General features: G+C 70.9%; 25 protein-coding genes. 17 read left to right on the forward strand and 8 right to left on the reverse strand.

Annotation, left to right across the window (positions count from 1 at the left end; genetic code table 11):
- Positions 1–58: 58 nt before the first annotated feature.
- The 7 genes from ald to IE277_RS10925 all read left to right on the forward strand — a co-directional run bounded on the left by ald (position 59) and on the right by IE277_RS10925 (position 7039).
- Complete coding sequence (gene ald / locus IE277_RS10895) at positions 59–1174, forward strand: alanine dehydrogenase (protein WP_189951771.1); 1116 nt, start codon at positions 59–61, stop codon at positions 1172–1174.
- Between the two features lie 424 nt (positions 1175–1598).
- Positions 1599–2732 (forward strand): ParA family protein, encoded by a 1134-nt coding sequence (locus IE277_RS10900; RefSeq protein ID WP_189951024.1) that lies wholly within the window; start codon positions 1599–1601, stop codon positions 2730–2732.
- Positions 2717–3262 (forward strand): hypothetical protein, encoded by a 546-nt coding sequence (locus IE277_RS10905; protein ID WP_189951026.1) that lies wholly within the window; start codon positions 2717–2719, stop codon positions 3260–3262. The genes IE277_RS10900 and IE277_RS10905 overlap by 16 nt, the downstream gene beginning before the upstream one ends.
- A gap of 18 nt (positions 3263–3280) precedes the next feature.
- Entirely contained in the window at positions 3281–4390 is a 1110-nt protein-coding gene (locus IE277_RS10910) for a segregation and condensation protein A (protein ID WP_189951028.1), read from the forward strand.
- Positions 4387–5037 (forward strand): SMC-Scp complex subunit ScpB, encoded by a 651-nt coding sequence (gene scpB, locus IE277_RS10915; RefSeq protein WP_189951029.1) that lies wholly within the window; start codon positions 4387–4389, stop codon positions 5035–5037. The genes IE277_RS10910 and scpB overlap by 4 nt, the downstream gene beginning before the upstream one ends.
- 12 nt (positions 5038–5049) lie before the next feature.
- Entirely contained in the window at positions 5050–6114 is a 1065-nt protein-coding gene (locus tag IE277_RS10920; RefSeq protein ID WP_189951030.1) for a pseudouridine synthase, read from the forward strand.
- A 181-nt stretch (positions 6115–6295) separates the two neighbouring features.
- Positions 6296–7039, forward strand: coding sequence for a nucleotidyltransferase domain-containing protein (locus tag IE277_RS10925; RefSeq protein ID WP_189951031.1), 744 nt, complete (start codon positions 6296–6298; stop codon positions 7037–7039).
- Here the strand turns inward: IE277_RS10925 and IE277_RS10930 are convergent.
- Together IE277_RS10930 and IE277_RS10935 are read right to left on the reverse strand one after the other, a co-directional pair.
- Positions 6965–7708 carry a nucleotidyltransferase domain-containing protein gene (locus IE277_RS10930; RefSeq protein WP_189951032.1) on the reverse strand — a complete coding sequence of 248 codons (744 nt, stop codon included), beginning with the start codon at positions 7706–7708 and terminating at the stop codon, positions 6965–6967. The genes IE277_RS10925 and IE277_RS10930 overlap by 75 nt on opposite strands.
- 22 nt (positions 7709–7730) lie before the next feature.
- The gene (locus tag IE277_RS10935) at positions 7731–8120 is read right to left on the reverse strand and encodes a Rieske (2Fe-2S) protein (RefSeq protein WP_189951033.1); all 390 of its coding nucleotides are present in this window, start codon (positions 8118–8120) and stop codon (positions 7731–7733) included.
- A gap of 146 nt (positions 8121–8266) precedes the next feature.
- Here IE277_RS10935 and aroH point away from each other — a divergent pair, with 146 nt between their 5' ends.
- From aroH to der, 5 genes are all read left to right on the forward strand, one after another.
- Positions 8267–8629 carry a chorismate mutase gene (gene aroH, locus IE277_RS10940; RefSeq protein ID WP_189951034.1) on the forward strand — a complete coding sequence of 121 codons (363 nt, stop codon included), beginning with the start codon at positions 8267–8269 and terminating at the stop codon, positions 8627–8629.
- On the forward strand, positions 8626–9720 hold the full coding sequence (locus IE277_RS10945; RefSeq protein ID WP_189951035.1) for a prephenate dehydrogenase: 1095 nt from the start codon (positions 8626–8628) through the stop codon (positions 9718–9720). Before aroH ends, IE277_RS10945 begins: the two co-directional genes overlap by 4 nt.
- A 110-nt stretch (positions 9721–9830) precedes the next feature.
- Positions 9831–10526: a (d)CMP kinase gene (gene cmk / locus IE277_RS10950; protein ID WP_189951036.1), complete on the forward strand. Its 696-nt coding sequence runs from the start codon at positions 9831–9833 to the stop codon at positions 10524–10526.
- 62 nt (positions 10527–10588) lie between these two features.
- Positions 10589–11176 carry a lysophospholipid acyltransferase family protein gene (locus IE277_RS10955; protein ID WP_229881300.1) on the forward strand — a complete coding sequence of 196 codons (588 nt, stop codon included), beginning with the start codon at positions 10589–10591 and terminating at the stop codon, positions 11174–11176.
- Positions 11177–11267: 91 nt separating this feature from the next.
- Positions 11268–12752: a ribosome biogenesis GTPase Der gene (gene der / locus IE277_RS10960; protein WP_189951040.1), complete on the forward strand. Its 1485-nt coding sequence runs from the start codon at positions 11268–11270 to the stop codon at positions 12750–12752.
- Positions 12753–12821: 69 nt separating this feature from the next.
- Here the strand turns inward: der and IE277_RS10965 are convergent, their stop codons facing one another.
- Both IE277_RS10965 and IE277_RS10970 read right to left on the reverse strand, forming a co-directional pair.
- Positions 12822–13232, reverse strand: coding sequence for a hypothetical protein (locus IE277_RS10965; RefSeq protein WP_189951042.1), 411 nt, complete (start codon positions 13230–13232; stop codon positions 12822–12824).
- A 136-nt stretch (positions 13233–13368) separates the two neighbouring features.
- A complete protein-coding gene (locus IE277_RS10970; protein ID WP_189951044.1) occupies positions 13369–14160 on the reverse strand; it encodes a DUF8842 C-terminal domain-containing protein in 792 nt (263 codons plus the stop codon).
- Between the two features lie 539 nt (positions 14161–14699).
- Between IE277_RS10970 and IE277_RS10975 the strand changes: the two genes are divergently transcribed.
- The gene (locus IE277_RS10975; protein ID WP_189951046.1) at positions 14700–15431 is read left to right on the forward strand and encodes a transglycosylase family protein; all 732 of its coding nucleotides are present in this window, start codon (positions 14700–14702) and stop codon (positions 15429–15431) included.
- 414 nt (positions 15432–15845) lie between these two features.
- Entirely contained in the window at positions 15846–16061 is a 216-nt protein-coding gene (locus tag IE277_RS10980; protein WP_189951048.1) for a proteinase inhibitor I78, read from the forward strand.
- Between the two features lie 108 nt (positions 16062–16169).
- Here IE277_RS10980 and IE277_RS10985 read toward each other — a convergent pair whose 3' ends face one another.
- Together IE277_RS10985 and IE277_RS10990 are read right to left on the reverse strand one after the other, a co-directional pair.
- The gene (locus tag IE277_RS10985; RefSeq protein WP_189951050.1) at positions 16170–17192 is read right to left on the reverse strand and encodes a phosphatase PAP2 family protein; all 1023 of its coding nucleotides are present in this window, start codon (positions 17190–17192) and stop codon (positions 16170–16172) included.
- A 238-nt stretch (positions 17193–17430) separates the two neighbouring features.
- Positions 17431–18750 (reverse strand): glycosyltransferase family 39 protein, encoded by a 1320-nt coding sequence (locus IE277_RS10990; protein ID WP_189951052.1) that lies wholly within the window; start codon positions 18748–18750, stop codon positions 17431–17433.
- A 259-nt stretch (positions 18751–19009) separates the two neighbouring features.
- Between IE277_RS10990 and IE277_RS10995 the strand changes: the two genes are divergently transcribed.
- Positions 19010–20617 carry an MFS transporter gene (locus IE277_RS10995; RefSeq protein ID WP_189951054.1) on the forward strand — a complete coding sequence of 536 codons (1608 nt, stop codon included), beginning with the start codon at positions 19010–19012 and terminating at the stop codon, positions 20615–20617.
- 96 nt (positions 20618–20713) lie between these two features.
- The gene (locus tag IE277_RS11000; RefSeq protein ID WP_189951056.1) at positions 20714–21907 is read left to right on the forward strand and encodes an acyl-CoA dehydrogenase family protein; all 1194 of its coding nucleotides are present in this window, start codon (positions 20714–20716) and stop codon (positions 21905–21907) included.
- Between the two features lie 36 nt (positions 21908–21943).
- Here the strand turns inward: IE277_RS11000 and IE277_RS11005 are convergent, their stop codons facing one another.
- The gene (locus tag IE277_RS11005) at positions 21944–22381 is read right to left on the reverse strand and encodes a cell division protein SepF (RefSeq protein ID WP_189951057.1); all 438 of its coding nucleotides are present in this window, start codon (positions 22379–22381) and stop codon (positions 21944–21946) included.
- Between the two features lie 267 nt (positions 22382–22648).
- On the opposite strand from IE277_RS11005, the gene IE277_RS11010 reads away from it, so the two are divergent.
- Complete coding sequence (locus tag IE277_RS11010) at positions 22649–23839, forward strand: DUF5685 family protein (RefSeq protein ID WP_189951060.1); 1191 nt, start codon at positions 22649–22651, stop codon at positions 23837–23839.
- 34 nt (positions 23840–23873) lie between these two features.
- On the opposite strand, the gene IE277_RS11015 is transcribed toward IE277_RS11010, so the two are convergent.
- Complete coding sequence (locus IE277_RS11015; protein ID WP_189951062.1) at positions 23874–24803, reverse strand: ABC transporter substrate-binding protein; 930 nt, start codon at positions 24801–24803, stop codon at positions 23874–23876.
- Positions 24804–24836 lie beyond the last annotated feature (33 nt).

Consider the following 24836-nt stretch of genomic DNA (forward strand, 5'->3'; position numbering starts at 1 on the left):
CTGGGTATGTCATGTAATGCACCCCCCCATACCCTCTGAGCCAAGGACCGTGATCGACGTGAAGGTCGGCATCCCCCGCGAGGTCAAGAACAACGAGTTCCGGGTGGCCATCACCCCCGCCGGTGTGCACGAGCTGGTGCGCAACGGCCACCAGGTCGTCATCGAGCGGGCGGCCGGCGTCGGCTCCTCGATCACGGACGACGAGTTCGTGGCCGCCGGTGCCCAGATCCTGGACACCGCGGACGAGGTCTGGGCCGCCGCCGACCTGCTGCTGAAGGTCAAGGAGCCCATCGCGGAGGAGTACCACCGCCTCCGCAAGGACCAGATCCTCTTCACCTACCTGCACCTGGCCGCCTCCAAGGAGTGCACGGACGCGCTCGTCGAGTCCGGCACCACGGCCATCGCCTACGAGACCGTCGAGCTGCCCAGCCGCGCGCTGCCGCTGCTCGCCCCGATGTCCGAGGTCGCGGGCCGGCTGGCCCCGCAGGTCGGCGCCTACCACCTGATGCGCGCGGCCGGCGGCCGTGGTGTGCTGCCGGGCGGCGTCCCGGGTGTGACCCCGGCCAAGTGCGTGGTCATCGGCGGCGGTGTCTCCGGCTGGAACGCCACCCAGGTCGCCGTCGGCATGGGCTTCGAGGTGACCCTGCTCGACCGCGACATCAACAAGCTGCGCGAGGCCGACAAGATCTTCGGTACGAAGGTCAAGGCGATCATGTCCAACTCCTTCGAGCTGGAGAAGGCCGTCCTCGACGCCGACCTCGTCATCGGCGCGGTCCTCATCCCCGGCGCCAAGGCCCCGAAGCTCGTCACCAACGAGCTGGTGGCCCGGATGAAGCCCGGCAGTGTCCTTGTCGACATCGCGATCGACCAGGGCGGCTGCTTCGAGGACTCCCACCCCACGACGCACGCCGAGCCGACCTTCCAGGTCCACAACTCGGTCTTCTACTGCGTCGCCAACATGCCCGGAGCGGTGCCCAACACCTCCACCAACGCCCTCACCAACGCGACGCTGCCCTACATCGTCTCCCTCGCCAACAACGGCTGGGTCGAGGCGCTGCGCCGCGACGCCTCGCTCGCCAAGGGCCTCAACACCCATGACGGCAAGGTCGTCTACAAGGAGGTCGCCGAGGCCCACGGCCTGGAGCACGTCGAGCTGGCGACCCTGCTCGGCTGACCCCGCCCGACGCCGGTGACCAGGTGAGTCACTAAGTCACCATCAGGTAAAAGGCGATTCGTCAACACGGTTCGTCAACACCGCGCACCCGGCCGGACCTTGCCCGACAAGGTCCGGCCGGATGTGTGTATGGTCACTTTGCGGCTCTCGCTCAACTCGCCTCGAACGTAACCCTTCGACCGATTCGCACACCGGTGAAACCTACTGTGCGACGGCCGTACGCCCTTGACAGCGAGATGTTTCATTGCCGACACATCGTGCCGGGTCCGGCGGATTGTGTTGCTGCGAACCGCCGACACGCCATAGAGTCGCCAACCGTCGGCATGGTGCCACGCTGACCTTGTCTAGAAGTTTCCTGGTCACCAAGGAGGTAAGACGACTTGTGAATGAGTCGACATTTTCTCCCGGGGGTGGTCAACCAGGAATGCCGGTACGGGGCCAGGGCTCCGCGGGATTCGAGGCTGTCGGCTCCGTAGCTGTGCGCACCTTCGCAGCCCACCAGAGTCCGGGTCCGCAGACCGCCCGGACAGCACACCAGAGCATGGATGGCCATCACGTGAACGCCATGGCCGGCGACGGAAGTGGCGCGCCCCACAACCAATTCGCCGACTACGACGAACTGCCCGAGGGGCACTTCTACGACCCCGACGCCGAGTACGAGCCCGATCCGGAGTACGCGGCCACGCTGGCGCCCGACGCGGCCCGCCAGCGCCGCGAGCGCATCGGTCCGACCGGACGCCCGCTGCCGTACTTCCCGATCCCGGGCCCGCTGACCGACCACGGCCCCGCGAAGATCATCGCGATGTGCAACCAGAAGGGCGGCGTCGGCAAGACGACGTCGACCATCAACCTGGGTGCCGCGCTAGCGGAGTACGGACGGCGCGTGCTGCTCGTGGACTTCGACCCGCAGGGCGCGCTGTCGGTGGGTCTCGGCGTCAATCCGATGGAACTCGATCTGACGGTTTACAACCTGCTCATGGAGCGGGGCATGTCCGCGGACGAGGTCCTGCTGAAGACGGCGGTCCCCAACATGGACCTGCTGCCCTCCAACATCGACCTGTCGGCCGCCGAGGTCCAGCTGGTCTCCGAGGTCGCCCGCGAGTCGACGCTGCAGCGCGCCCTGAAGCCGCTGATGTCCGACTACGACTACATCGTGATCGACTGTCAGCCCTCGCTCGGCCTGCTCACCGTGAACGCCCTGACGGCCGCTCACAAGGTGATCGTGCCGCTGGAGTGCGAGTTCTTCGCCCTGCGCGGTGTGGCCCTGCTGACCGAGACCATCGAGAAGGTCCAGGAGCGGCTCAACCCCGAGCTGGAACTGGACGGCATCCTCGCCACGATGTACGACTCGCGCACGGTCCACAGCCGTGAGGTCCTGGCCCGTGTGGTCGAGGCGTTCGACGACCACGTCTACCACACGGTCATCGGCCGTACGGTGCGCTTCCCGGAGACCACGGTCGCCGGTGAGCCGATCACCACGTACGCCTCCAACTCCGTCGGTGCCGCCGCCTATCGCCAGCTCGCCAGGGAGGTGCTCGCCCGGTGTCACGCCGAGTGAGTCTGCCGGGGGCCGACGAACTCTTCCGTACGACAGGGGGGACGGCGCTTCAGCCGTCGAGTCCCCGGCGCTCGGCCAACGGTGAGGCCCGGGTGCCGGCCCCCGCGGGGGAGAGCGACGATGTGGCGGCCGCCGAGGACGCACCGCAGTCGGTGCCGGTCCAGGGCGGTGACGGCGAGGGCGCCGAGCATGTCGCGGCGGAGGCCGAGTCCGAGGCCGGCGAGTCCCGCGCCCGCTCCACGCGCCGCCAGGCGCCGCAGGAAGGTTCTGGCGCCGCCCAGCAGCGCAAGAAGGGGCGGGCGGCGAACCGCCGGCCCAGCGGGCGGGAGCGGCACGACGAGAAGATCACGGTGTATGTGTCGGCCGAGGAGCTGATGGACCTCGAACACGCCCGTCTGGTGCTCCGCGGTGAGCACGGGCTGGCGGTGGACCGCGGGCGGATCGTCCGTGAGGCGGTCGCCGTGGTCCTGGCCGACCTGGAGTCACGCGGGGACGCGAGCATCCTCGTACGACGGCTACGGGGGCGGTAGGGGTAGCCTGCGGAGGCTATGACCTCGAACGACCTTCCCCTCCCTGGCGCCGGAGCCGGACGCCGGCGTGCCCTGGGCCGGGGACCGGGTGCGTCTGCGCCCGAGGTCGCCGGCCTGCCCGAGGCCGCCGGTCCGTCCGAGGCCGCCGGTCCGTCCGAGGTCGTGGGTCCTGCCGAGGTCGGTGGGTACGACGGCGCGGAACCGCGAGTGGCGCCCGAAGCCGCCCTGCCGGACGTGGCGCCCGAAGCAGCCTTGCCGGACCCGGCGCCCGAAGCCACCCCGCCAAAGGCCCCCCGACCCGCCGCCGAAGAAGTCCGTGACGGCGTCTTCAAGGTCCGTCTCGCGAACTTCGAGGGCCCCTTCGACCTGCTCCTCCAGCTCATCTCCAAGCACAAGCTGGACGTGACCGAGGTCGCGCTGTCCAAGGTCACCGACGAGTTCATGGCGCACATCCGGGCCATGGGACCCGACTGGGACCTGGACCAGACCACCGAGTTCCTCGTCGTCGCCGCCACCCTCCTCGACCTCAAGGCCGCCCGGCTGCTGCCCGCCGCCGAGGTCGAGGACGAGGCCGATCTGGCGCTGCTGGAGGCCAGGGACCTGCTGTTCGCGCGGCTGCTGCAGTACCGCGCGTACAAACAGATCGCCGACATCTTCAACCGGCGCCTGGACGACGAGGCCCGCCGCTGGCCCCGTACCGTCGGCCTGGAACCGCACCACGCCGAGCTGCTGCCCGAGGTCGTCATCAGCATCGGCCCCGAGGGGTTCGCCAAGCTCGCGGTCAAGGCCATGCAGCCGAGACCCAAGCCGCAGGTCTACGTCGACCACATCCACGCCCCGCTGGTCAGCGTGCAGGAACAGGCCCGGATCGTGGTCGGCCGGCTGAAGGAGCTGGGCGAGGTCAGCTTCCGCGCCCTCATCGAGGACACCGACGACACGCTCACCGTCGTCGCCCGGTTCCTCGCCCTGCTGGAGCTGTACCGCGAGAAGGCCGTCGCCCTGGAGCAGGAGGACGCGCTCGGGGAGCTGCTGGTGCGCTGGACCGGCGGGGACACCGACACGGCACCGATGGTCACCGACGAGTTCGACCGGCCGCCCGAGCAGCCCAAGGAGGAGCAGAAGACATGAGCGAGAGGACCGCCGGGATCCCGGCCGGGCTGCGCACCGTCGCCGACCTCGACCTCAGGCCCGCCCTGGAGGCGATGCTCATGGTCGTGGACGAGCCCGCGACCGAGGAGCATCTCGCGAAGCTGCTGGAGCGGCCGAAGCGGCAGATCGCGGACGCGCTGCGGGAGCTGGCCGACGAGTACACCGTGCAGGGCCGCGGCTTCGAGCTGCGGTTCGTCGCGGGCGGCTGGCGCTTCTACACCCGAGCCGAGTACGCCCCCGCCGTCGAGCGGCTCGTCCTGGACGGCCAGACCGCCCGGCTCACCCAGGCGGCGCTGGAGACCCTCGCGGTGGTCGCCTACCGTCAGCCGGTCAGCCGCAGCCGCGTCTCCGCCGTACGCGGAGTCAACTGCGACGGTGTGATGCGCACCCTGTTGCAGCGCGGTCTGGTCGAGGAGGCGGGCGCGGAACCCGAAACAGGTGCGATCCTGTACAGGACGACGAACTACTTCCTGGAGCGGATGGGCCTGCGCGGCCTGGACGAACTTCCGGAGCTCGCGCCCTTCCTCCCGGAGGCGGAGGCGATCGAGGCCGAGACCCAGGAGGGGGTCCCGTCGTTCGACCCGGACGCGCCCGACGCGCCCGGCGTAGAGGACGCAGACGACTAAGACGGAACTTTGATGCGAAGCAGCGGCAGCGGCAAGAGTGGCGGACGCGGTAACCACCGCGGCGCCGGCAACAACCGGGACGAGCGGCAGGGGCAGGGCCGGCCCCGCAAGCCCCGCCCTGAGGAGCGCCGCTACGACGTGGGTCCCGGCGCCTCCCCGGAGGGCCCGAAGTCCGGCCGCGGCGGTGCGGCCCGCGGCGGCGCCAAGGGCGGCCCGAAGCAGTCCCAGCAGCGCGGCGGCCGTTCGGCCCCGGCGCGGTCGCGTGAGTACGAGACGCGCGCCGAGGAGCGCAACCGGGACCGCTACGCCGACAAGAAGGACATCAAGCTGCCCAAGACCTTCCCGGGCGCCGAGCAGGAGGGCGAGCGGCTGCAGAAGATCCTCGCGCGCGCCGGCTACGGCTCGCGGCGGGCCTGCGAGGAGTTGATCGAGCAGGCGCGCGTCGAGATCAACGGCGAGATCGTGCTGGAGCAGGGCCGCCGGGTCGACCCGGACAAGGACGAGGTCAAGGTCGACGGCCTGACGGTCGCGACGCAGTCGTACCAGTTCTTCTCGCTGAACAAGCCGGCGGGTGTCGTCTCCACGATGGAGGACCCGGAGGGGCGGCAGTGCCTCGGTGACTACGTCACCAACCGCGAGACGCGGCTCTTCCACGTCGGCCGGCTGGACACCGAGACCGAGGGTGTCATCCTGCTCACCAACCACGGAGAGCTGGCGCACCGCCTCACCCACCCCAAGTACGGCGTGCGCAAGACCTACCTCGCGCACATCGTCGGTCCCATCCCGCGCGACCTGGGCAAGCGCCTGAAGGACGGCATCCGGCTGGAGGACGGCTACGCGCGCGCGGACCACTTCCGGGTGGTCGAGCAGACCGGCAAGAACTACCTGGTCGAGGTGACCCTGCACGAGGGCCGCAAGCACATCGTGCGGCGCATGCTGGCGGAGGCCGGCTTCCCGGTCGACAAGCTGGTGCGCACCGCCTTCGGCCCGATCACGCTCGGCGACCAGAAGTCGGGCTGGCTGCGCCGGCTGTCCAACACCGAGGTCGGCATGCTGATGAAGGAAGTCGATCTCTGATCGGCGCTCGCGTCTGAACCACCTGAGTCACCTGAGTCACCTGAATCACCACCCCCCTTTATGGTCTCTGTGACGATAAGGGGGGTGTGGTCTACGCGACTCGGCGACCTTTGGATCCACTCCCGGATCGAGTACCGAGGCGGCCTTTTGGCCCCGGGGGCGCTCTGGGACGCTTAGGTCCATGATCGAAGACCTCGACCTCGCGCCCGTGGTCGCGGAACAGCCCGACCCGCTGCTGTTCGCGACCGTCTCCGGAGCCCATCTGTACGGCTTCCCCTCGCGGGACTCGGACGTGGATCTGCGGGGCGTCCATCTGCTCCCGGCGGCCGACCTCGTCGGGCTGCGCGAGCCGGAGGAGACCCGCTCGCGCGCCTGGGTGCGCTACGGCGTCGAGCTGGACCTCGTCACCCACGATCTGCGCAAGTTCGTCCGGCTGATGCTGCGCCGCAACGGCTATGTGCTGGAGCAGCTGCTCTCGCCGCTGGTCGTGCACACCGGTGACGCGCACCGGGAGCTCGCCGCGCTCGCCCCCGGCGTCCTCACCGGCCATCACGCCCACCACTACCGGGGGTTCGCGGTGACCCAGTGGCGGCTGTTCGAGAAGACCGGCGAACTCAAGCCGCTGCTCTACACGTTCCGGGTGCTGCTCACCGGCATCCACCTCATGCGCAGCGGCGAGGTCCAGGCCCATCTGCCCACCCTCCTGGAGCAGATCGACGCACCCGGCTATCTGCCCGAGCTGATAGCCGCCAAGGCGGAGCGGGAGCACGGCACGGCGGGTGTCGACCACGCGCGCGTGGAGGTCGACGTGGAGCGTCTGCACGCCGTGCTGGACGAGGCCCAGTCCGCCTCAGCCCTGCCCGATGCGCCCACCGCGTACGACGCCCTGCAGGACTTCGTGATACGCCTGCGCCTCAAGGGCTGAGTCCCGGCGGACCCGGAACAGGAAGCCGGCGACCAAGGCCCGGTCCGGCTCGGACGGGAGCGGGCTGCGACGCAGGGCCCGCTCCGTCTCCGTCCCCAGCCGGCCCATCCACGTCTCGACCTCGGCCCAGGGCACCTCGCCCCGCTTCACCGCGAGCAGTTCCTCGCGTCGGTCGCCGACGTCGACGCGCAGCTCGCCGGTGCGCAGCAGGTCCCGGGCGCTCGTCAGCAGGCGCAGCAGATGCATGGCGTGCTTCCAGCGCGGGGCGCCCGTCGTACGGATGTCCGCGTCGAGCTTCTTGCGCTGGCCGAGGGCATAGCGGGTGAAGGTGTCGTAGGCCAGGCGGGAGAGGAACGCCTCGCGCAGGGACAGCAACTCCCGGCCAGTGTCGTCCAGTTGCTCCACCAGCGGCGAGTGCAGGCACTCCAGGATGTTCGGATTGCCCCGCAGCGCCAGCTCGCAGAACCGCTCCAGCTCCCAGGAGAACTGCTCCTCGCCCGGCCCCTCCACATGCGTCGGCGGCTTCTGGAACCGCCAGAACAGGGGAGTGGGGGCGAGGAACACGCCCCGTCGGTCGGTGTCGCTCGTGTCCGTCGCCAGACCGAAGGCCCTCGAACCCATGACACAGGCGTAGACGGTGTGGTCGCGTACCAGGGTCTCGGGCTGCATGCCCGGAGCGTACGCGGACCTCTCACGTCAGACGGATCGAATTCTTCTCCACCTTGATCGACTTCGCGGGCAGCGGCCTGGCCGCCGGGCCGTGGGCCACCGAGCCGTCGGCGACATGGAACTTGCTGCCGTGGCACGGGCAGTCGATCGTGCCGTCCGCGACCTTGTCCACCGTGCAGCCCTGGTGGGTGCAGATCGCGGAGAAGGCCTTGAAGTCGCCCTTCTTCGGCTGGGTGACGACGACCTTCTGGTCCTTGAAGACCTTGCCGCCGCCCTCCGGGATGTCGCTGGTGGGGCCCAGGGCCACGCTGGTGTCGCTCGGGGCCGTGGTGCCGCCGCATGCCACGACGGGGGTGACGAGCGCCGCGGCGCCCGTGGACAGAACCGTGCGCCGGGTCGTGCCCTCGGTCATGGTCAGCCTCCGCATAGATGTAGAAACAGGTAGATAACGGACTTTGCGCATCGTCTCAGCGATCGGGCGAACCGCACCCGTCGCGCGCGGGCTGACTACCCTGGACGGACCAAGAACAGATCCGCATGTCAACAGGGAGCAGCGCCGTGGCGGTACGAGCGGTCCGAGGGGCCGTCCAACTGGAGCGGGACGAGGCCGGGCACATGGACGAGCAGGTCGGAGCCCTGCTCACCGCCGTCCTGGAGCGGAACGCGCTGTCCACCGACGATCTGATCAGCATCTGGTTCACGGCCACCCCCGACCCGCACTGCGACTTCCCGGCCGCCGCCGCCCGGGGGCTCGGCATCCTCGACGTGCCGCTGATCTGCGCCCAGGAACTGGACATCGAGGGCGCCATGCCCCGCGTCGTACGGCTCCTCGCGCACATCGAGTCGGACCGGCCCCGCGCCGACATCAACCACGTCTACCTCGGCGCCGCGGCCGCCCTGCGCAAGGACATCGCCCAGTGAGAACCGCACTCGTCATCGGAACCGGCCTCATCGGCACCTCCGCCGCCCTGGCCCTCGCCCGGCGCGGCGTCAACGTCCACCTCGCCGACCACGACCCCGAGCAGGCCCGTACGGCCGCCGCGCTGGGCGCCGGCACGGACGAGGCCCCGGCCGGCCCGGTCGACCTCGCGATCGTGGCCGCCCCGCCCGCACACGTGGCCGGCGTGCTCGCCGACGCCATGCGCCGGGGAGTGGCCCGCGGCTATGTCGACGTGGCCAGCGTCAAGGGCGGCCCGCGCCGCGAGCTGGAGTCCCTCGGCCTGGACCTGTCCGTGATGTCGAGGTACCTCGGCACGCACCCCATGTCCGGCCGCGAGAAGTCCGGCCCGCTGGCCGCGACCGCCGACCTCTTCGAGGGCCGCCCCTGGGTGCTCACCCCGACCCGGGACACCGACACCGAGGTGCTGAACCTCGCCCTGGAGCTGGTCTCGCACTGCCAGGCCGTCCCGGTCGTCATGGACGCCGACGCCCACGACCGCGCCGTCGCCCTCGTCTCCCACATGCCCCACCTGGTCTCCAGCACGGTCGCCGCGCGCCTGGAGCACGCGGAGGAGGCCGCCGTACGGCTGTGCGGACAGGGCATTCGGGACGTGACCCGGATCGCCGCCTCCGATCCGCGCATGTGGATCGACATCCTGTCCGCGAACCCGGGCCCGGTCGCCGACCTGCTCGCCGATGTCGCCGCCGACCTCGGCGAGGCCGTCGCGGCCCTGCGCGCCCTGCAGTCCGCCGACGAGGCCAAGCGGCAGCAGGGCACCGTCGGCATCGAGGACGTGCTGCGCCGCGGCAACGCCGGCCAGGTGCGGGTACCGGGCAAGCACGGCAGCGCACCGCGCGTGTACGAGACCGTCGTCGTCCTCATCGACGACCAGCCCGGCCAGCTGGCCCGCATCTTCGCCGACGCGGGACGGGCCGGCGTCAACATCGAGGACGTGCGCATCGAGCACGCGACGGGGCAGCAGGCCGGCCTGGTCCAGCTCTCGGTCGAGCCGAAGGCCGCGGCCGGTCTGAAGGAGGCACTGCGGGAGCGCGGCTGGGCGCTGCGGCAGTAGCCGTATCCCGAGGGCCTCGGCGTCCGGACGAGTGACCCGCACCCAGTAACCTTGTGCAGGGCGCTCTCGCTCCCCGTACCCGCCCACACGCACCAGGAAGGTGTCCCTCCGTGGAAAACGGCGCCGCCCCGACCGCCCAGCCCGTGATCGTCGCGATCGACGGCCCTTCAGGCACGGGCAAGTCGAGCACGTCGAAGGCCGTCGCCGCCCAGCTCGGCCTGAGCTACCTCGACACCGGCGCCCAGTACCGGGCGATCACCTGGTGGATGGTGCACAACGGCATCGACCTGGAGGACCCGACCGCCATCGCGGCCGTCGCCGGCAAGCCGGAGATCATCTCCGGCACCGACCCGGCCCACCCGACCATCACGGTCGACGGCACCGACGTGGCCGGCCCGATCCGCACCCAGGAGGTCACCTCCAAGGTCAGCGCGGTCAGCGCGGTGCCCGAGGTGCGCACCCTGATCACCGAGCTGCAGCGTTCGATCGCGGCCGGCACGGAGCACGGCATCGTGGTCGAGGGCCGCGACATCGGTACGACGGTCCTCCCGGACGCCGACCTGAAGATCTTCCTCACCGCCTCCTCGGAGGCTCGCGCGGCCCGCCGCAGCGGCGAGCTGAAGGGCGCCGATGTGCATGCCACCCGCGAGGCGCTGATCAAGCGGGACGCGGCCGACTCCTCCCGCAAGACCTCGCCCCTCGCCAAGGCCGACGACGCGGTCGAGGTCGACACCACCGAGCTGACTCTCGCCCAGGTCATCGAGTGCGTCGTCACCCTGGTCGAGGAGAAGCGAGCGGGGAAGTGACCCAGCCGTCCGAGCCCTCCGCGAAGGGCGCCGAGGTCGGCCGGCGCATCGGCGTCGGCCTGATGTACGGCCTGTTCAAGCCGCGCGTCCTCGGCGCCTGGAAGGTGCCGGCCACCGGCCCGGTGATCTTCGCCGTCAACCACTCCCACAACATCGACGGCCCGATGGTCATGGGCGTGGCACCCCGGCCGACGCACTTCCTGATCAAGCAGGAAGCCTTCATCGGCCCCCTGGACCCCTTCCTGACCGGCATCGGCCAGCTGAAGGTGGACCGCACCACCGCCGACCGCACCGCGATCACCCGGGCCCTCGGCGTGCTGGAGGCCGGCGGAGTGCTGGGCATCTTCCCGGAGGGCACCCGGGGCGAGGGCGACTTCGCCTCGCTGCGCGCCGGACTCGCCTACTTCGCGGTACGCGGCGGGGCGCCGATCGTGCCCATCGCCGTCCTGGGAAGTTCCGACCGGCGAGGACGGTTGATAAAGGCGCTGCCACCGCTGCGCACCCGTGTCGATGTCGTCTTCGGCGACCCCTTCGACGCGGGCGACGGAACCGGGCGGCGCACGCGCAAGGCGCTGGACGAGGCGACCGAGCGCATCCAGAAGCAGCTCACCAGCCACCTGGAAAACGCCAGGCGCCTGACCGGGCGCTAAGCGACACTTGAGTAGTGGATCAGACCACGAGGGTTCACCCGCCGGGGCCTGGTTCACCGATCACCACGAAGAACGACGAGGTACGGACTACATGAACGACGACATCCAGCCCGGCGACTCGGCTGAGCACGAGTACGACCACGGGGCACTCGGCGACGCCGAGTACGCGGAGTTCATGGAGCTCGCCGCGGAAGAGGGCTTCGACATCGAGGACGTCGAGGGCGCCATCGAGGCGGCGGGCCACGGTCCGCTGCCCGTGCTCGCCGTCGTGGGCCGCCCCAATGTCGGCAAGTCGACCCTGGTGAACCGGATCATCGGCCGTCGCGAGGCGGTCGTCGAGGACAAGCCCGGCGTCACCCGCGACCGCGTCACCTACGAGGCCGAATGGGCCGGCCGCCGCTTCAAGGTCGTCGACACCGGCGGCTGGGAGCAGGACGTCCTCGGCATCGACGCCTCCGTGGCCGCCCAGGCCGAGTACGCCATCGAAGCGGCCGACGCGGTCGTCTTCGTCGTCGACGCCAAGGTCGGCGCCACCGACACCGACGAGGCGGTCGTCCGGCTGCTGCGCAAGGCCGGCAAGCCCGTGGTGCTGGCCGCCAACAAGGTCGACGGCCCGAGCGGTGAGGCCGACGCGGCCTATCTGTGGAACCTCGGCCTCGGTGAGCCGCACCCCGTCTCCGCCCTGCACGGCCGCGGCACCGGCGACATGCTGGACGCCGTCCTGGAGGCGCTGCCGACCGCCCCCGCGCAGACCTTCGGCGGCACCGGGATCGGCGGCCCCCGCCGTATCGCCCTCATCGGCCGCCCGAACGTCGGCAAGTCCTCCCTGCTCAACAAGGTGGCCGGCGAAGAGCGCGTCGTCGTCAACGAACTGGCGGGCACCACCCGCGACCCGGTCGACGAGATGATCGAACTGGGCGGTGTCACCTGGAAGTTCGTCGACACGGCCGGCATCCGCAAGCGCGTCCACCTCCAGCAGGGCGCCGACTACTACGCCTCGCTTCGCACGGCCGCCGCCGTGGAGAAGGCCGAGGTCGCGGTCATCCTGCTCGACGCCTCCGAGAACATCTCGGTGCAGGACCAGCGGATCGTCACCATGGCCGTCGAGGCGGGCCGCGCCGTGGTCCTCGCCTACAACAAGTGGGACACCCTCGACGAGGAGCGCCGCTACTACCTGGAGCGGGAGATCGAGACCGAGCTGGGCCAGGTCGCCTGGGCCCCGCGGGTGAACGTCTCGGCGCGCACCGGCCGCCACATGGAGAAGCTCGTCCCGGCGATCGAGACCGCCCTCGCCGGCTGGGAGACCCGCGTCCCCACCGGTCGCCTCAACGCCTTCCTCGGCGAGCTGGTCTCGGCCCACCCGCACCCGGTCCGGGGCGGCAAGCAGCCGCGCATCCTGTTCGGCACCCAGGCCGGCACCAAGCCCCCGCGCTTCGTCCTCTTCGCCTCCGGCTTCATCGAGGCGGGCTACCGCCGCTTCATCGAGCGCCGGCTGCGCGAGGAGTTCGGCTTCGAGGGCACGCCGATCCATATCTCGGTGCGGGTGCGCGAGAAGCGCGGCGCGAAGAAGAAGTAACGGTGGTACGACATGCGGGGCGGCCCCCGGAGACCCATGGTCCCGGGGCCGCCCCGCAGCGTCCGCCCGTCACATGCCCCGGCGCGGTCCCGGCGGCAGCGCCGCCGGGACATGGTGCATCCCGGTGTCCTCGTGCTGCCGCCCCAGCGTGCCGATCCGCTGCCACTGCGACTGCTGGCGCGCGTTGTACGCCCCCGCGCTGTAGGCGCTGTACGAGCTGCTGAACGACCCCGCGCGGTGGCCGCCGTAGGAGCCCGTGCGGTCCGGAAGCTGGCCGAACGGGTTGAACCGCAGCCCCTCCTCCCCGCTCCGGTCACCCGGCAGCGTGCGGAAGCTCTTGACCCATTCCTGGTAGAGCATGTCGTAGATCGGCGTGGGTGAGCCCCCACCAGACCCTTCCTGCCCTGTTCGCGCGGACGGAATGGGGGATGTGATGGGGGAGAACGATGACCGGCGGGGAGGAGTGTCGTATCCGTGCACGTATGTCCAAACGACGGCACCTTTAAAGAGATGCGGTTCCGCGACATGCCTTTAGGGGCGCGAGGAACTGCGCGACAAGCCGCAACGCACCCGCAGCCGCCCCCGCACAGCAGTCCCCGCCCCGTAGGCGCAAAAGTCATGTACCGGCAAGCGGCAGCGCCGCCCCCACCAGCTTCCCCCGCACGGCCGACTTGTCGAGAGAGTCCCGCAGCAGATCCTCCCGCGGCTGCCGCCCGATCGACCCCACCGGCGCCGCGAACATCAGCACCTGCTGATGCTTGTTCGCGGCGGACCGCCAGCCGTCCGTCACCTGCAGCGGCTGATGCGCCTGCCACCAGGCGACCGGCTGCCCGCCGGCCGCCGAGGGCTGCAGCACCGCGTGCAGCTGCCCCATGGCGAGCAGCACCGACCAGCCGTGCAGCACCGGCGGCACGGAGGTCAGCTCGGTCACCGGCAGGAAGCCCTGCTCGATGAGGAGCGGAAGGAAGTCGTCGCCGGCCCCGGTGGTGCCGGGGCGCACGATCGGGGTGGTCGGCTCCACGACGAGCGCCGGGTGCAACTCGCCCTCGATCAGGACGAGTCCGCTGGTCACACCCAGCACCGCCTGCTCGGGCGTGGAGTGCTGCGGGGTGCCCGCCGTGGTTTCGCGGGCCACGCCGTCGATGGACCGTACGGCGCCCTGCAGCTGCTCCTCGGTGACCTGGACGACCTGCGAGGGCAGACAGCTGGCGTGGGCGAAGGCGAGCACGGCGGTCTCGTCGCCGACGAACAGAACGGTGCTGGTGCGCTCCTGCTCGGAGTCGCCCGGGGTGCGGCAGGACGTGCAGTCGTAACTGCCCGGGGCATTCTCTCCGGCGAGCAGCCGGTCGGCTTCTTCGTCGCCGATCTCGGCGCGTACGGCGTCACTGACGTCGAGCATGCGCGGCACGGTGGCTCCCTCGGGATGCGGTCATGGGTCGGCCGGGTGGCTCCCGGCCGATGAGTCCCGGGGTTCCGGGCTCATGAAGAAGACAACGGACGTCCTGTGGTGGGAGTCACGCTCCGAGGGCGACCGGTTCGCACCAACCGACGCACACGGTCACATCATGTGCGTAATGCACTACGCACGGTCAACTCACCGCCGAGTCAAGGAACTTGGAGCGGTGAAGTGGCTCACAGATGGCTCGGATGAGTGGTTGATAAATCAGGAAATCCCGGGATGTAGTGGGTGGCCGAAAATTGCCGATACTCGCGGTAACAGGCAACTGGCCTGGAAAGAAGGTCAGTTGGTTGATTCCGGGCACTCGCACTCCCTAGATTCCTCCGCCGTGTGCAGCGAGCACCGCTCGGGAGCGTCCGAGGCCCGGCACCGGCGGAACGACAACGCCGGTACCGGCCATACGGACGGGGCGGGCACGAGGAACCGCGATTCTGCGCGGCGAGGCGTGCTCCGCCTGGGGGAGCCCGGGTTCGTGGAGAGGGATTTGCATGTCCGAGTGTGCCGATACGACCCGCAACACCACCCGTCACGACGGCGCCCGCAAGGGCCGTACGGCGGCCGCGCTCGCCGGAGCCGCCCTGCTGGCCCCGCTGGGGCTGCTGGCCGCCACCGGTAACGCCGCGGCGGCGGACAACGGGGTGTGGGACCGCATCGCCCAGTGCGAGAGCGGCGGCAACTGGCACATCAACACCGGCAACGGCTACTACGGCGGGCTCCAGTTCTCCGCCTCGACCTGGCGCGCGTACGGCGGCACCGCCTACGCCCCGACGGCCGACCAGGCCTCCAGGAGCGCGCAGATCGCCGTCGCGGGCAAGGTTCAGCAGGCCCAGGGCTGGGGCGCCTGGCCGGTCTGCTCCGGCCGGGCCGGAGCCTCCGGCGCCGCCCCCGCGGCGGACCGCACCGGATCCTCCGGTGCGACGGCCTCGCACGGCAGCGAGACGACGAAGTCCGCCCCGACCGAGTCCGCCCCGACCGAGTCCGCCTCGAACAGGTCCGTCTCGCACGCGAGGAAGTCCGCCCCGGCGGTTGCCCCGGGGCGCTCCGGGACCCCCTCGGGCCGCGGCGACGGGCGCGGTGACTACACCGTCCGCGAGGGCGACACCCTGAGTGCCATCGCCGCCCGGCATGGGACCGCCTGGCAGCGGATCTACGCCGCCAACAAGAAGGTCATCGGCGACGACCCGAACCTGATCGTGCCCGGCCAGCGCCTCGCGCTCTGAGCCCCGCCCGGTCCGCCCACGACAGCCGCTGTCCCCTCCGGGACGGCGGCTGTCCGCGTCTTGGGGCCCGCAGGTGCTCGATCCGGTGAAATTCCTATGCGGTGTCAGCTTCCCCGGCAGCGCCCCGGATTGCGCGGGGAATCTCTCTCCGGGGGCCTTCCGGTTCCTGGCGGCGACGCTTTCCGCCGGGTAATTCGAAGGGGTCCGCCGGAGCCCGTGAATTCCGTTCGATTACCCCGGCGAGCCCGGCAGAAACCCCCGTACGTGTGACGCCCCGATGCGGTGTCAACTCCACTCGCGGCACCGGAAACGAGGGCCGGGAAGCTGTGACAGAAATGTGACCGGAGCCGGATACGACTCTTACCCGGCCATGTCCGGCTACCGCCGCGGCGAGCCACGGCCTAGCGTGGCGGCATGGCACCGAATCCCACTCCGCCAGCGGAGCCCCAGGACAGTCCGGACGGGTACGTCGGCCTCGACGCCGCGCACGCCGAGCGGCTCGCCCGGCAGCGAGGATGGCCGACGGTGCGGTCGCTGCCGCCGGACGCGATCATCACCATGGAGTACCGGTCGGGACGGCTGAACTTCGAGGTGCGTGACGGCCGGGTGGCCCGCGCCTGGAAGGGCTGACCCGCGTCCGTACGACGACGGCCCCGCCTCCCTCTCCCGGGAGGCGGGGCCGTCGTCGTACGGACGCGGGGCGGCTTGTGCGTACCGGGCCCCGCTGCCGTCAGGGCGTCAGCCGCCGGTCAGGGGCCGGGCCGGCTGGGAGGTGCCGCGCGGGAGGCGGTCGGCATGCGGCGGGCGGCGGCTGCCCACCGGGGTGACCGGGGTGCGTTCCGAACGGGTCGTGTGCGGGCCCGGGGCCAGATGCGCCCCTCGGGGGGCGCGGGCCGAGGCGACGGGCTCGCGGGCCGGGGCCGGCTGCTCGGCCGGTGTGCCGCGCGGCCGGAGCGCCACCGGTGCGACCGGGACGGTCGGTTCGGGCACGGGCAGGCTGCGGCGGGAGCGCCAGCGGTCGCGCAGGTCGAACAGCACGGTCTCGGTCTTGGCGATCAGCGGCTCGAACCACGGCAGCGCGAGCAGGATCAGCAGACCCGCGGCCCAGCCCAGCAGGACGTCGCTCAGCCAGTGTGTACCGAGGTAGACGGTGGTGAGGCCGACGCCCAGCGCCGTGATCGCGGACAGCGCGGACAGCCAGCGGCGCGCTCTCGGGGTGGAGGCCAGATACGCCAGGATGCCCCAGGTCACGACCGCGTTGGCGGTGTGGCCGCTGGGAAATATATCGCCGCCCCGCATCATCTCGTTCGAGCCGATCACGGTTGCGTAGTGCGGACCGAGGCGCCCCATCCCGTACTTGGCGGCGCCGACCGTGATGTTCAGCAGGAGCAGGGAGGCGGCCAGGGTGAGCATCGGGCGCAGGGTGTGCTGCCGCCAGGAGCGCCAGCCGAGCCAGGCCGCGACCATCACCGCGGTGGGGCCGCGCTGGCCGAGCACCACGTAGTAGTCGAGGAAGGCGTGGATCTGCGGCCACTGCTGGTACGGCCGGAAGAACATGACCTGCCAGTCGAGCCGGACCAGCCAGGACGTGATCACCACGGCCCACACGATCGCGAGGTAGAAAGCCAGGGTCGCGGTGAAGAGAACGACCCGGTGCCGGCTCATCCTCGGCACATCGATGTGGGCCGGTCGTTCCGGCTCACGGTCGAGTCTGGCGAACACCCGGTCCAGACGCCGGGTGAGGTTTCGTTCGGTACGCACCCAATCGACGTTACAGCGAGTGAGCTGTGGACCCTGTCGAAACAGCGGCTTTGTGATGACGATGTGATGTGGCAAACCTCTCAAGGGCGGGTCGAATTCCAGGGATTCCGCAATCTTGTGAGGTGGTTCCGTTCAATTCCTTTGATCATGCCGCGCGTTGTTTATATGGCGCTTATGAATGCGTTAACCCGGTCCTGGCGCGGAATTCTCCGGAGCGTCATCGGCCGGTCGATGTTGATCATGGAGGTCCGGAACCGTTCAGCCAGAACGCCCCATAGATCGCCGAGATGATCGCCAAGAAGGCCGTGACCAGCACGGATCGGGTGGTACGCAGCCGGGCGAGGGCTTCGGCGAGCGGCAGCAGCACCGGGAAGGCGGGCAGCAGCAGCCGCGGCTTGGAGCCGAAGTAACTTGACGCGCACAGGGCGAGTGCGAGGACGACACCCGTGTACACCAGCAGTGCGACCGGCTGGCGCCGGCGGATGCCGGTGACGTACAGCCACAGCAGCAGGGCCACCCCGGCGATCAGGCCGATGCCCGCGAGCGCGGACGGGAATGACGTGAACTTGTCGGCCACGAAGCGTGCGAACGCGTAGCCGCCGTCGAACCCGTTGCGCCATCCGGCCTGGACGTCCAGGTACCCGAGGAGCCCCTTGCCGGTCCGGTGTCCGACCCAGAGCACATAACCGGCGGTCCCGAGCGGCGCGATGACCATGCCGAGCGCGCGGCGCCAGGCGGGGGCGGGCGGGGCGTCGGGTGTGCCGGGAGTGGGAGAGGGGGCAGGGGCGGGGGCTGAGGCGTGCGGGGCGTCGGATGCGCCGGGAGCGGGAGCCGCGCCCTTCGTGCCGTCCGGCGCGCCGAGCGTATGCGCCGGGGCGTGTGTGTCGTTGCGCGCGCTGGGCGTACACGTCGTGCTTCGGTCTCGCACGAACGAGATCACGCCCGCGACCCAGATCGCCGCGACCACCGCCGCTCCCACCGGCCGGGTCAGCCCCGCCAGTGCGGCCAGCGTGCCGGCGCAGAGCCATCGGCCGGTCAGCAGCGCGTACAGCGACCAGGCGGCCAGCGCCGTGAACAGTGACTCGCTGTATGCCATCGACTGCACGACGCCGACCGGCAGCACGGCCCACACCACAGCGGCGCACACCCCCACCCGGGGGCCGTACACCCGGTCGGCGACCGCGAAGATCCCGCAGGCCGCGGCGAGCGAGGCGAGCAGGCTGACGACGAAGCCGGCGTCCGCGTACGACAGCGGCGCGACCGTGTGCAGCAGCCGCTCCAGCCAGGGCAGCAGCGGGAAGAACGCCAGGTTGGAGTGGACATCGCCGTTCGGCAGCCGGACCTCGTAGCCGTACCCCAGCTCGGCGACCCGGGTGTACCACAGCGCGTCCCAGCGGGCGGTGAGCAGGGTGTACGCGCTCTTGCCGCGCGCGGCGCCCCACACCGCCAGCACGACCAGCCCCAGGGCGCGGACCGCCGCATAGCCCAGGAGGGCCGGGGCCGCCCGGCGCAGAAGCGGGGCGCGGGGTGGGGCCGCGCGCGTTTCAAGATCGGTCACGGACTCGATTATCGACCGGCGGTGGAACCGGACCCGCCCCCGGGGCATGGTCAAGGGGGAACGGTATGGCGTACGCCACAAGGGTTCCGTCTCGCGTGTGAGAGGTCCGCCACGTGACCCCGTGGCGGACTCGCGTACGCTGACGAGTCACCCGCGTGGGTTCGCGCGGGCCGGAGATCCCGCTCCTCTCCGGCCGTACGACAGGGAGTCCCCACCCTGTCGGTCCGCCCCATGCGAGGCACATCTGGGAGGTACGCACATGTCCGGGACGACCACGGCTGCCGTTCGGCCCCGCCGTCGGGCGCCCGGAGCCGGTACGAGCCGCTGGGTCGTCCTCGTCGTCCTCTGTGTCAGCCTGCTGCTCGTCGCCGTCGACGCGACCGTGCTGCATGTGGCGGTCCCCGCCGTCACCGAGGACCTCAGGCCCGGCGCCATGGAACTGCTCTGGATCGTCGATGTCTATCCGCTGGTCTGCGCCTCGCTGCTGATCCTCTTCGGCACCCTCGGTGACCGGATCGGCCGCCGGCGCGTCCTGCTGCTCGGCTACGGCCTGTTCGGGGTCGCCTCCGCCATGGCCGCCTTCGCGCCGACCGCCGAGACGCTGATCCTCGCCCGCGCCCTGCTCGGCGTGGGCGGCGCCATGATCATGCCGGCGACCCTGTCCATCCTGCGTCAGGTCTTCCCCGACCGGCGCGAGCGCGCGCTCGCCATCGGCGTCTGGAGCGCGGTGGCCGCCGTCGGCGCGGCCGTCGGCCCGCTGCTCGGCGGCTTTCTGCTGGAGCACTTCTGGTGGGGCGCGGTCTTCCTCGTCAACATCCCGCTGATGCTGGTCAGTCTGCCGGTCGGCCGGATCCTGCTGCCCGAGTCCCGCGGCGAGCGGGGCGGCCCCTGGGATGTCGTCGGCGCCCTGATGGCGGCCGGCGGTCTCTTCGGTGTCGTCCTCGGTGTGAAGCAGCTGGGCGGCGGAGCGGCCCCGGCGAGCCCCTTCACCGTGCTGCCGTTGCTCGTCGGCGCGACCCTCCTCCTCTTCTTCGTCCAGCGCCAGCGGCGGCAGCCGTATCCGCTGGTGGATCTGCGGATGTTCCGCCGGCCCGCGTTCAGCACCTCGGTGGGCTGCATCGTGCTGGCGATGCTCGCGCTCGTCGGCCTTGAGCTGATCGCCGCCCAGTATCTGCAACTGGTGCTCGGACTCTCCCCGCTGCAGACCGGCCTGAGGCTGCTGCCGCTGACCGCCGCGGCGATGGCGGCGGGCCTCGCGGGCGCGCGGCTGCTGCGCCGCTTCGGACCGCGCCGGATGGTGTGCGCCGGGTTCTGTCTGACCGCCGCCGCGGTCGTGATGCTCACCGCGATGGGCGCCGGCGACAACGCGCCGCTGCTGCTGTCGGGTTTCGTGCTGCTCGGCTTCGGTCTGGAGACCACGCTCTTCGGGGCGTACGAGTCGATGCTCAGCGAGGCCCCGGCCGAACAGGCCGGCGGCGCGGCGGCGATCGGCGAGACGTCGTACCAGCTCGGCGCCGGTATCGGCATAGCGCTGCTCGGCAGCGTGATGAACGCGGCCTACGCTCCGCAGCTGCGCTCGGTGCCGGGCGTCCCGCGCTCGGCGTCGGACGCGGCGGGACACTCGCTCGGCGAGGCCTATGACGTCGCCGGCCGCCTCGGCGGGGCCGCCGGGGCGGCGCTGCGCCGGGCCGCGCGGGACTCCTTCGTGCACGGGCTGCATCTGACGCTGCTGGTGAGCGCGGGGCTGTTGCTGCTGGGCGCGGTGATGGCGCTGCGCCTGCCGCGGGTGATGCAGTGCCCGGAGCCCGTGGCGACGGTGGAGCTGCCCGCACCGCGGGAAGTGGCGGAGCCCCGCGTCACGGCCTGACGTACTGGACGTGCGGGACAGCGCACCGTAACGTCGGCGGCAAAATAAGACTAGCGGTGCTAGTTTTCGCCGAGTTGCCGTGCCGGAGGGTGTCCGATGTCCGCGTCCTCGAAGTTGCCCCCCTTCGATCCCGCCGACCCGCTCGGGATCGACGACCTGCTGGAACCGGAGGACCTGGCCGTCCGGGACACCGTCCGCGGCTGGGCCGCCGACCGGGTGCTGCCGTATGTCGCCGACTGGTACGAGAAGGGGGAGCTGCCCGGCATCCGGGAGCTCGCCCGGGAACTCGGCTCCCTCGGTGCCCTCGGCATGTCCCTGACCGGTTACGGCTGCGCGGGCGCCTCCGCCGTCCAGTACGGCCTGGCCTGTCTGGAGCTGGAGGCGGCGGACTCGGGCATCCGGTCGCTGGTCTCCGTGCAGGGCTCCCTCGCCATGTACGCGATCCACCGGTTCGGCAGCGAGGAGCAGAAGCAGCAGTGGCTGCCGCGGATGGCGGCCGGCGAGGTGATCGGCTGCTTCGGGCTGACCGAGCCCGACCACGGCTCCGACCCCGCCTCGATGCGCACCCGTGCCAAGCGCGACGGCGGGGGAGACTGGCTGCTCAGCGGCCGCAAGATGTGGATCACCAACGGGTCGGTGGCCGGGGTGGCCGTGGTCTGGGCGCAGACCGAGGACGGCATCCGCGGCTTCGTGGTCCCCACCGACAGCCCCGGTTTCTCGGCGCCCGAGATCAAGCACAAGTGGTCCCTGCGCGCCTCCGTCACCAGCGAACTGGTGATGGATGACGTACGACTGCCCGCGAGCGCCGTACTCCCGGAGGTCACCGGCCTGCGCGGACCGCTCGGCTGTCTGTCGCACGCCCGGTACGGCATCGTCTGGGGCGCGATGGGCGCGGCGCGCAGCAGTTTCGAGGCGGCCCTGGAGTACGCGAGGACGCGGGAGCAGTTCGGGCGGCCCATCGGCGGCTTCCAGCTCACCCAGGCCAAGCTCGCCGACATGGCGGTCGAACTGCACAAGGGCATCCTGCTCGCCCACCATATGGGGCGGCGGATGGACGCCGGCCGGCTGCGCCCCGAGCAGATCAGCTTCGGCAAGCTCAACAACGTTCGCGAGGCCATCGAGATCTGCCGTACGGCGCGCACGATCCTCGGCGCCAACGGCATCTCCCTCGAATACCCCGTGATGCGGCACGCGACCAACCTGGAGTCGGTGCTCACCTACGAGGGCACCGTCGAGATGCACCAGCTCGTGCTGGGCAAGGCGCTCACCGGATTCGACGCCTTCCGGTGAGCCCGCGGGGAGGCAGGGCCGGCGAGCGGCCCTGCCTCAGCTCTGGTTGAAGAACCCGTCGTCGCGGTGGGCGGTCGCCTCGCCGCTGATGATCTCCGTGTCGGCGGGCGTCAGCAGGAACACCCGGTTGGACACGCGGTCGATCGAGCCGCGCAGACCGAAGATCAGGCCCGCCGCGAAGTCCACCACGCGCTTGGCGTCGGAGGGCTCCATCGCCGTGAGGTTCATGATGACCGGGACACCGTCCCGGAACAGCTCGCCGATGGCGCGGGCGTCCCGGAAGCTGTCGGGAGTGACCGTGCCGATGCGGCGCCCCTTCTCCTCGGCGGTATCCGTGGCCACCTTCACCCGGGGGTCCGTGACCCAGGCGCCCCCGGATTCGGAGCCCTCGGAGTACTCGTCGTCGTAGTAGCGCTCGTCATCGTTGTCGTCGACGAGGCCGAGCCACGCACTCGCCTTGCGTACCGATCCCATGGACGCCTCCTCTCACACCGGTCCTTCTTGCGTTCCGCATCCCTATGGTCATCCATGATGCGGACGGCGCGCCAAGCGGATAGACGCCGCACGGGGGGTTTGTGACGGTACTGGTGCACAGCCGATCCGTCGAGAGTCCTTGTGCCCCAAGGGTCGGGACTCGTACGGCTGCTGACTGAGAGTGAAATATGATTGTCGGCGGCGGATGGGTGATGCTCAGCGCGTACGGGTGAACGCCAACGTCGTACCACACCACGGGGGATCGTCGTGTTCGGAATCGTCAGACCGTGCTCTCATCGGCTCGGTGAAAGTCTCAAGACCGCGTGGCTGGCGCATTTGTGCGGACTCTGTCTCGCACTGCGCCGCGATCACGGCCAGTTCGCGCGGATCGTGACGAACTATGACGGGCTTCTCATCTCGGTCCTGACGGAGGCTCAGCTCGGACCGAGTGCCGACGGCCGCCGTACGGCCGGGCCGTGCGCACTGCGCGGCATGCGCACCGCGTCCGTCGCACAGGGCGAGGGCGCGCGGCTGGCCGCCGCCGTCTCCCTGGTGCTCGCCGCGGCGAAGGTCCGCGACCATGTCGCCGACAGGGACGGGCTGCTGGCCCGCAGACCCGTCGCCGCCGCCGCGCGCCGGGTCGCCGCGGGCTGGGGCCGGGCCGGCGCCCACAGCGGTGCCGCCGTCGGCTTCGACACCGGTGTCCTCGTCGACGCCGTCGACCGGCAGCTGGGCCTGGAGACCCTCGCCGGCCCGGGCACCCCGGTCCTCTCCGTCACCGAGCCGACCGAGACCGCGACCGCCGCCGCCTTCGCCCACACCGCGGTGCTGGCCGGACGGCCGGGCAACGCGGCCGCGCTCGCGGAGGCCGGGCGGCTCTTCGGACGGCTCGCGCATCTGCTGGACGCGGTGGAGGACCAGCACACCGACGCGGCGTCGGGTGCCTGGAACCCGCTGACGGCCACGGGCACTTCCCGGGCCGAGGCCCGCCGGCTCGCCGACGACGCCGTGCACGGCATCCGGCTCGCCCTGCGGGACGCCGAGTTCGCCGACGGCAAGCTCGTCCATCTGCTGCTCGTGCACGAGCTGGAGCGGTCCGTGGACCGGGCGTTCGGCACCTCCTCGTGCGGGCACGCGCCCGAGGCCTCGTTCGGACCGCCGCCCGGCCACCACGCCCCCGGCGCCCCGAACCACCCCTACGGCGATCCCTTCGGCGGACCGCCGCCGCCACCGGACAAGCGGGGCTTCTGGGCCGGCTGCGCGGCCGCCCTCGGCCTGTGCTGCACCTGCAAGGCGTGCTGCGCCGACGAGTTCGAGGGTCCCTGGTCGCGGAAGAGGCGCGAGGGCGCCTGCGCCGGCTGCGACTGTGACTGCGACACGTCGTGCTGCGAGGCCTGCCAGTGCTGTCAGTGCTGCGAATGCTGTGAGTGCTGCTCGGGCTGTGACTGCGGGCTGTGACCGCGGGCGTGACCGAGGCTGTGACCCGCGCGCTTCAGTTCTTCAGCTCGGGCGGTGAGATCCGCGACCGGTCGATCGCCGAACCCGTCGTCCCCCACTTCTTCAGGATCCTGGCGTAGGTGCCGTCGGACAGCAGCCTGTTCACGGCCGCCTGGAAGGCGGGGGCCAGCGCGGTGCCCTTCTTGAAGGCGAAGCCCACGTCCAGACGGTGGTATTCGTCGAGGAACCTCAGACCGGGCTGGTGGGCCACGGCGTAGCGCAGGCCGTTGATCGTGGACATCACGATGTCGCTGCGGCCCTGCTGGACGGAGGACCAGATCGCGCTCGGCTCCGCGTACGTCTGCACCTGGTACGGCTTCTTGCCCGCGTCGGTGCAGACGTGCTTGTTCTCCTCCAGGGTGGCCTCGAAGGTCGTGCCGGCGCCGGTGGCGACGTTCAGGCCGCACAACTGCCCAAGGTCGGTGATCTTGGAGAGCCTGCTGTCCTTGCGGGTGGCGAAGCCCTGGCCGTCGTTGATGTAGGTGACGAAGTCGATGGCTTTGCGGCGCTCGTCGGTGACACCGAAGTTGCTCGCGCCGAAGTCGTACTTGCCGCTGTCCAGCGCGGGCAGGATCGCCTCGAAACTCGCCTGCTCCACCCTGAGTCTGATACCGAGCACCTTGGCGACCGCCTGGGCGAAGTCGACGTCCTGGCCGGTCAGTGTCCTGCCGTCGGAGAGATAGGTGGTGCCGGGCGGCGTGCCGCCGACACTGATCGCGACCGTGAGACGGGTCGTGCCGGCGGGCAGCAGCTTCGCCGCCGCCCCGTCCTTCTTCTCGGCCGACACGACGTCCGTGGCGGGTACGCCGCCGGAGCCGGCCGCACCCCCTGAGGCGCCCGTCGCGCCGGAACCCGAGCCGCAGGCGGTGAGGAACAGCGTGGCCGACGTGATCACGGCATAGGGCAGCAAAAGGCGTGGACGCATGGGTGAGCGGTCTCCTGTGAGCAGGGGTGTGCG

The sequence above is a fragment of the Streptomyces alanosinicus genome, from assembly GCF_014650595.1.
GTDB lineage: Bacteria > Actinomycetota > Actinomycetes > Streptomycetales > Streptomycetaceae > Streptomyces > Streptomyces alanosinicus.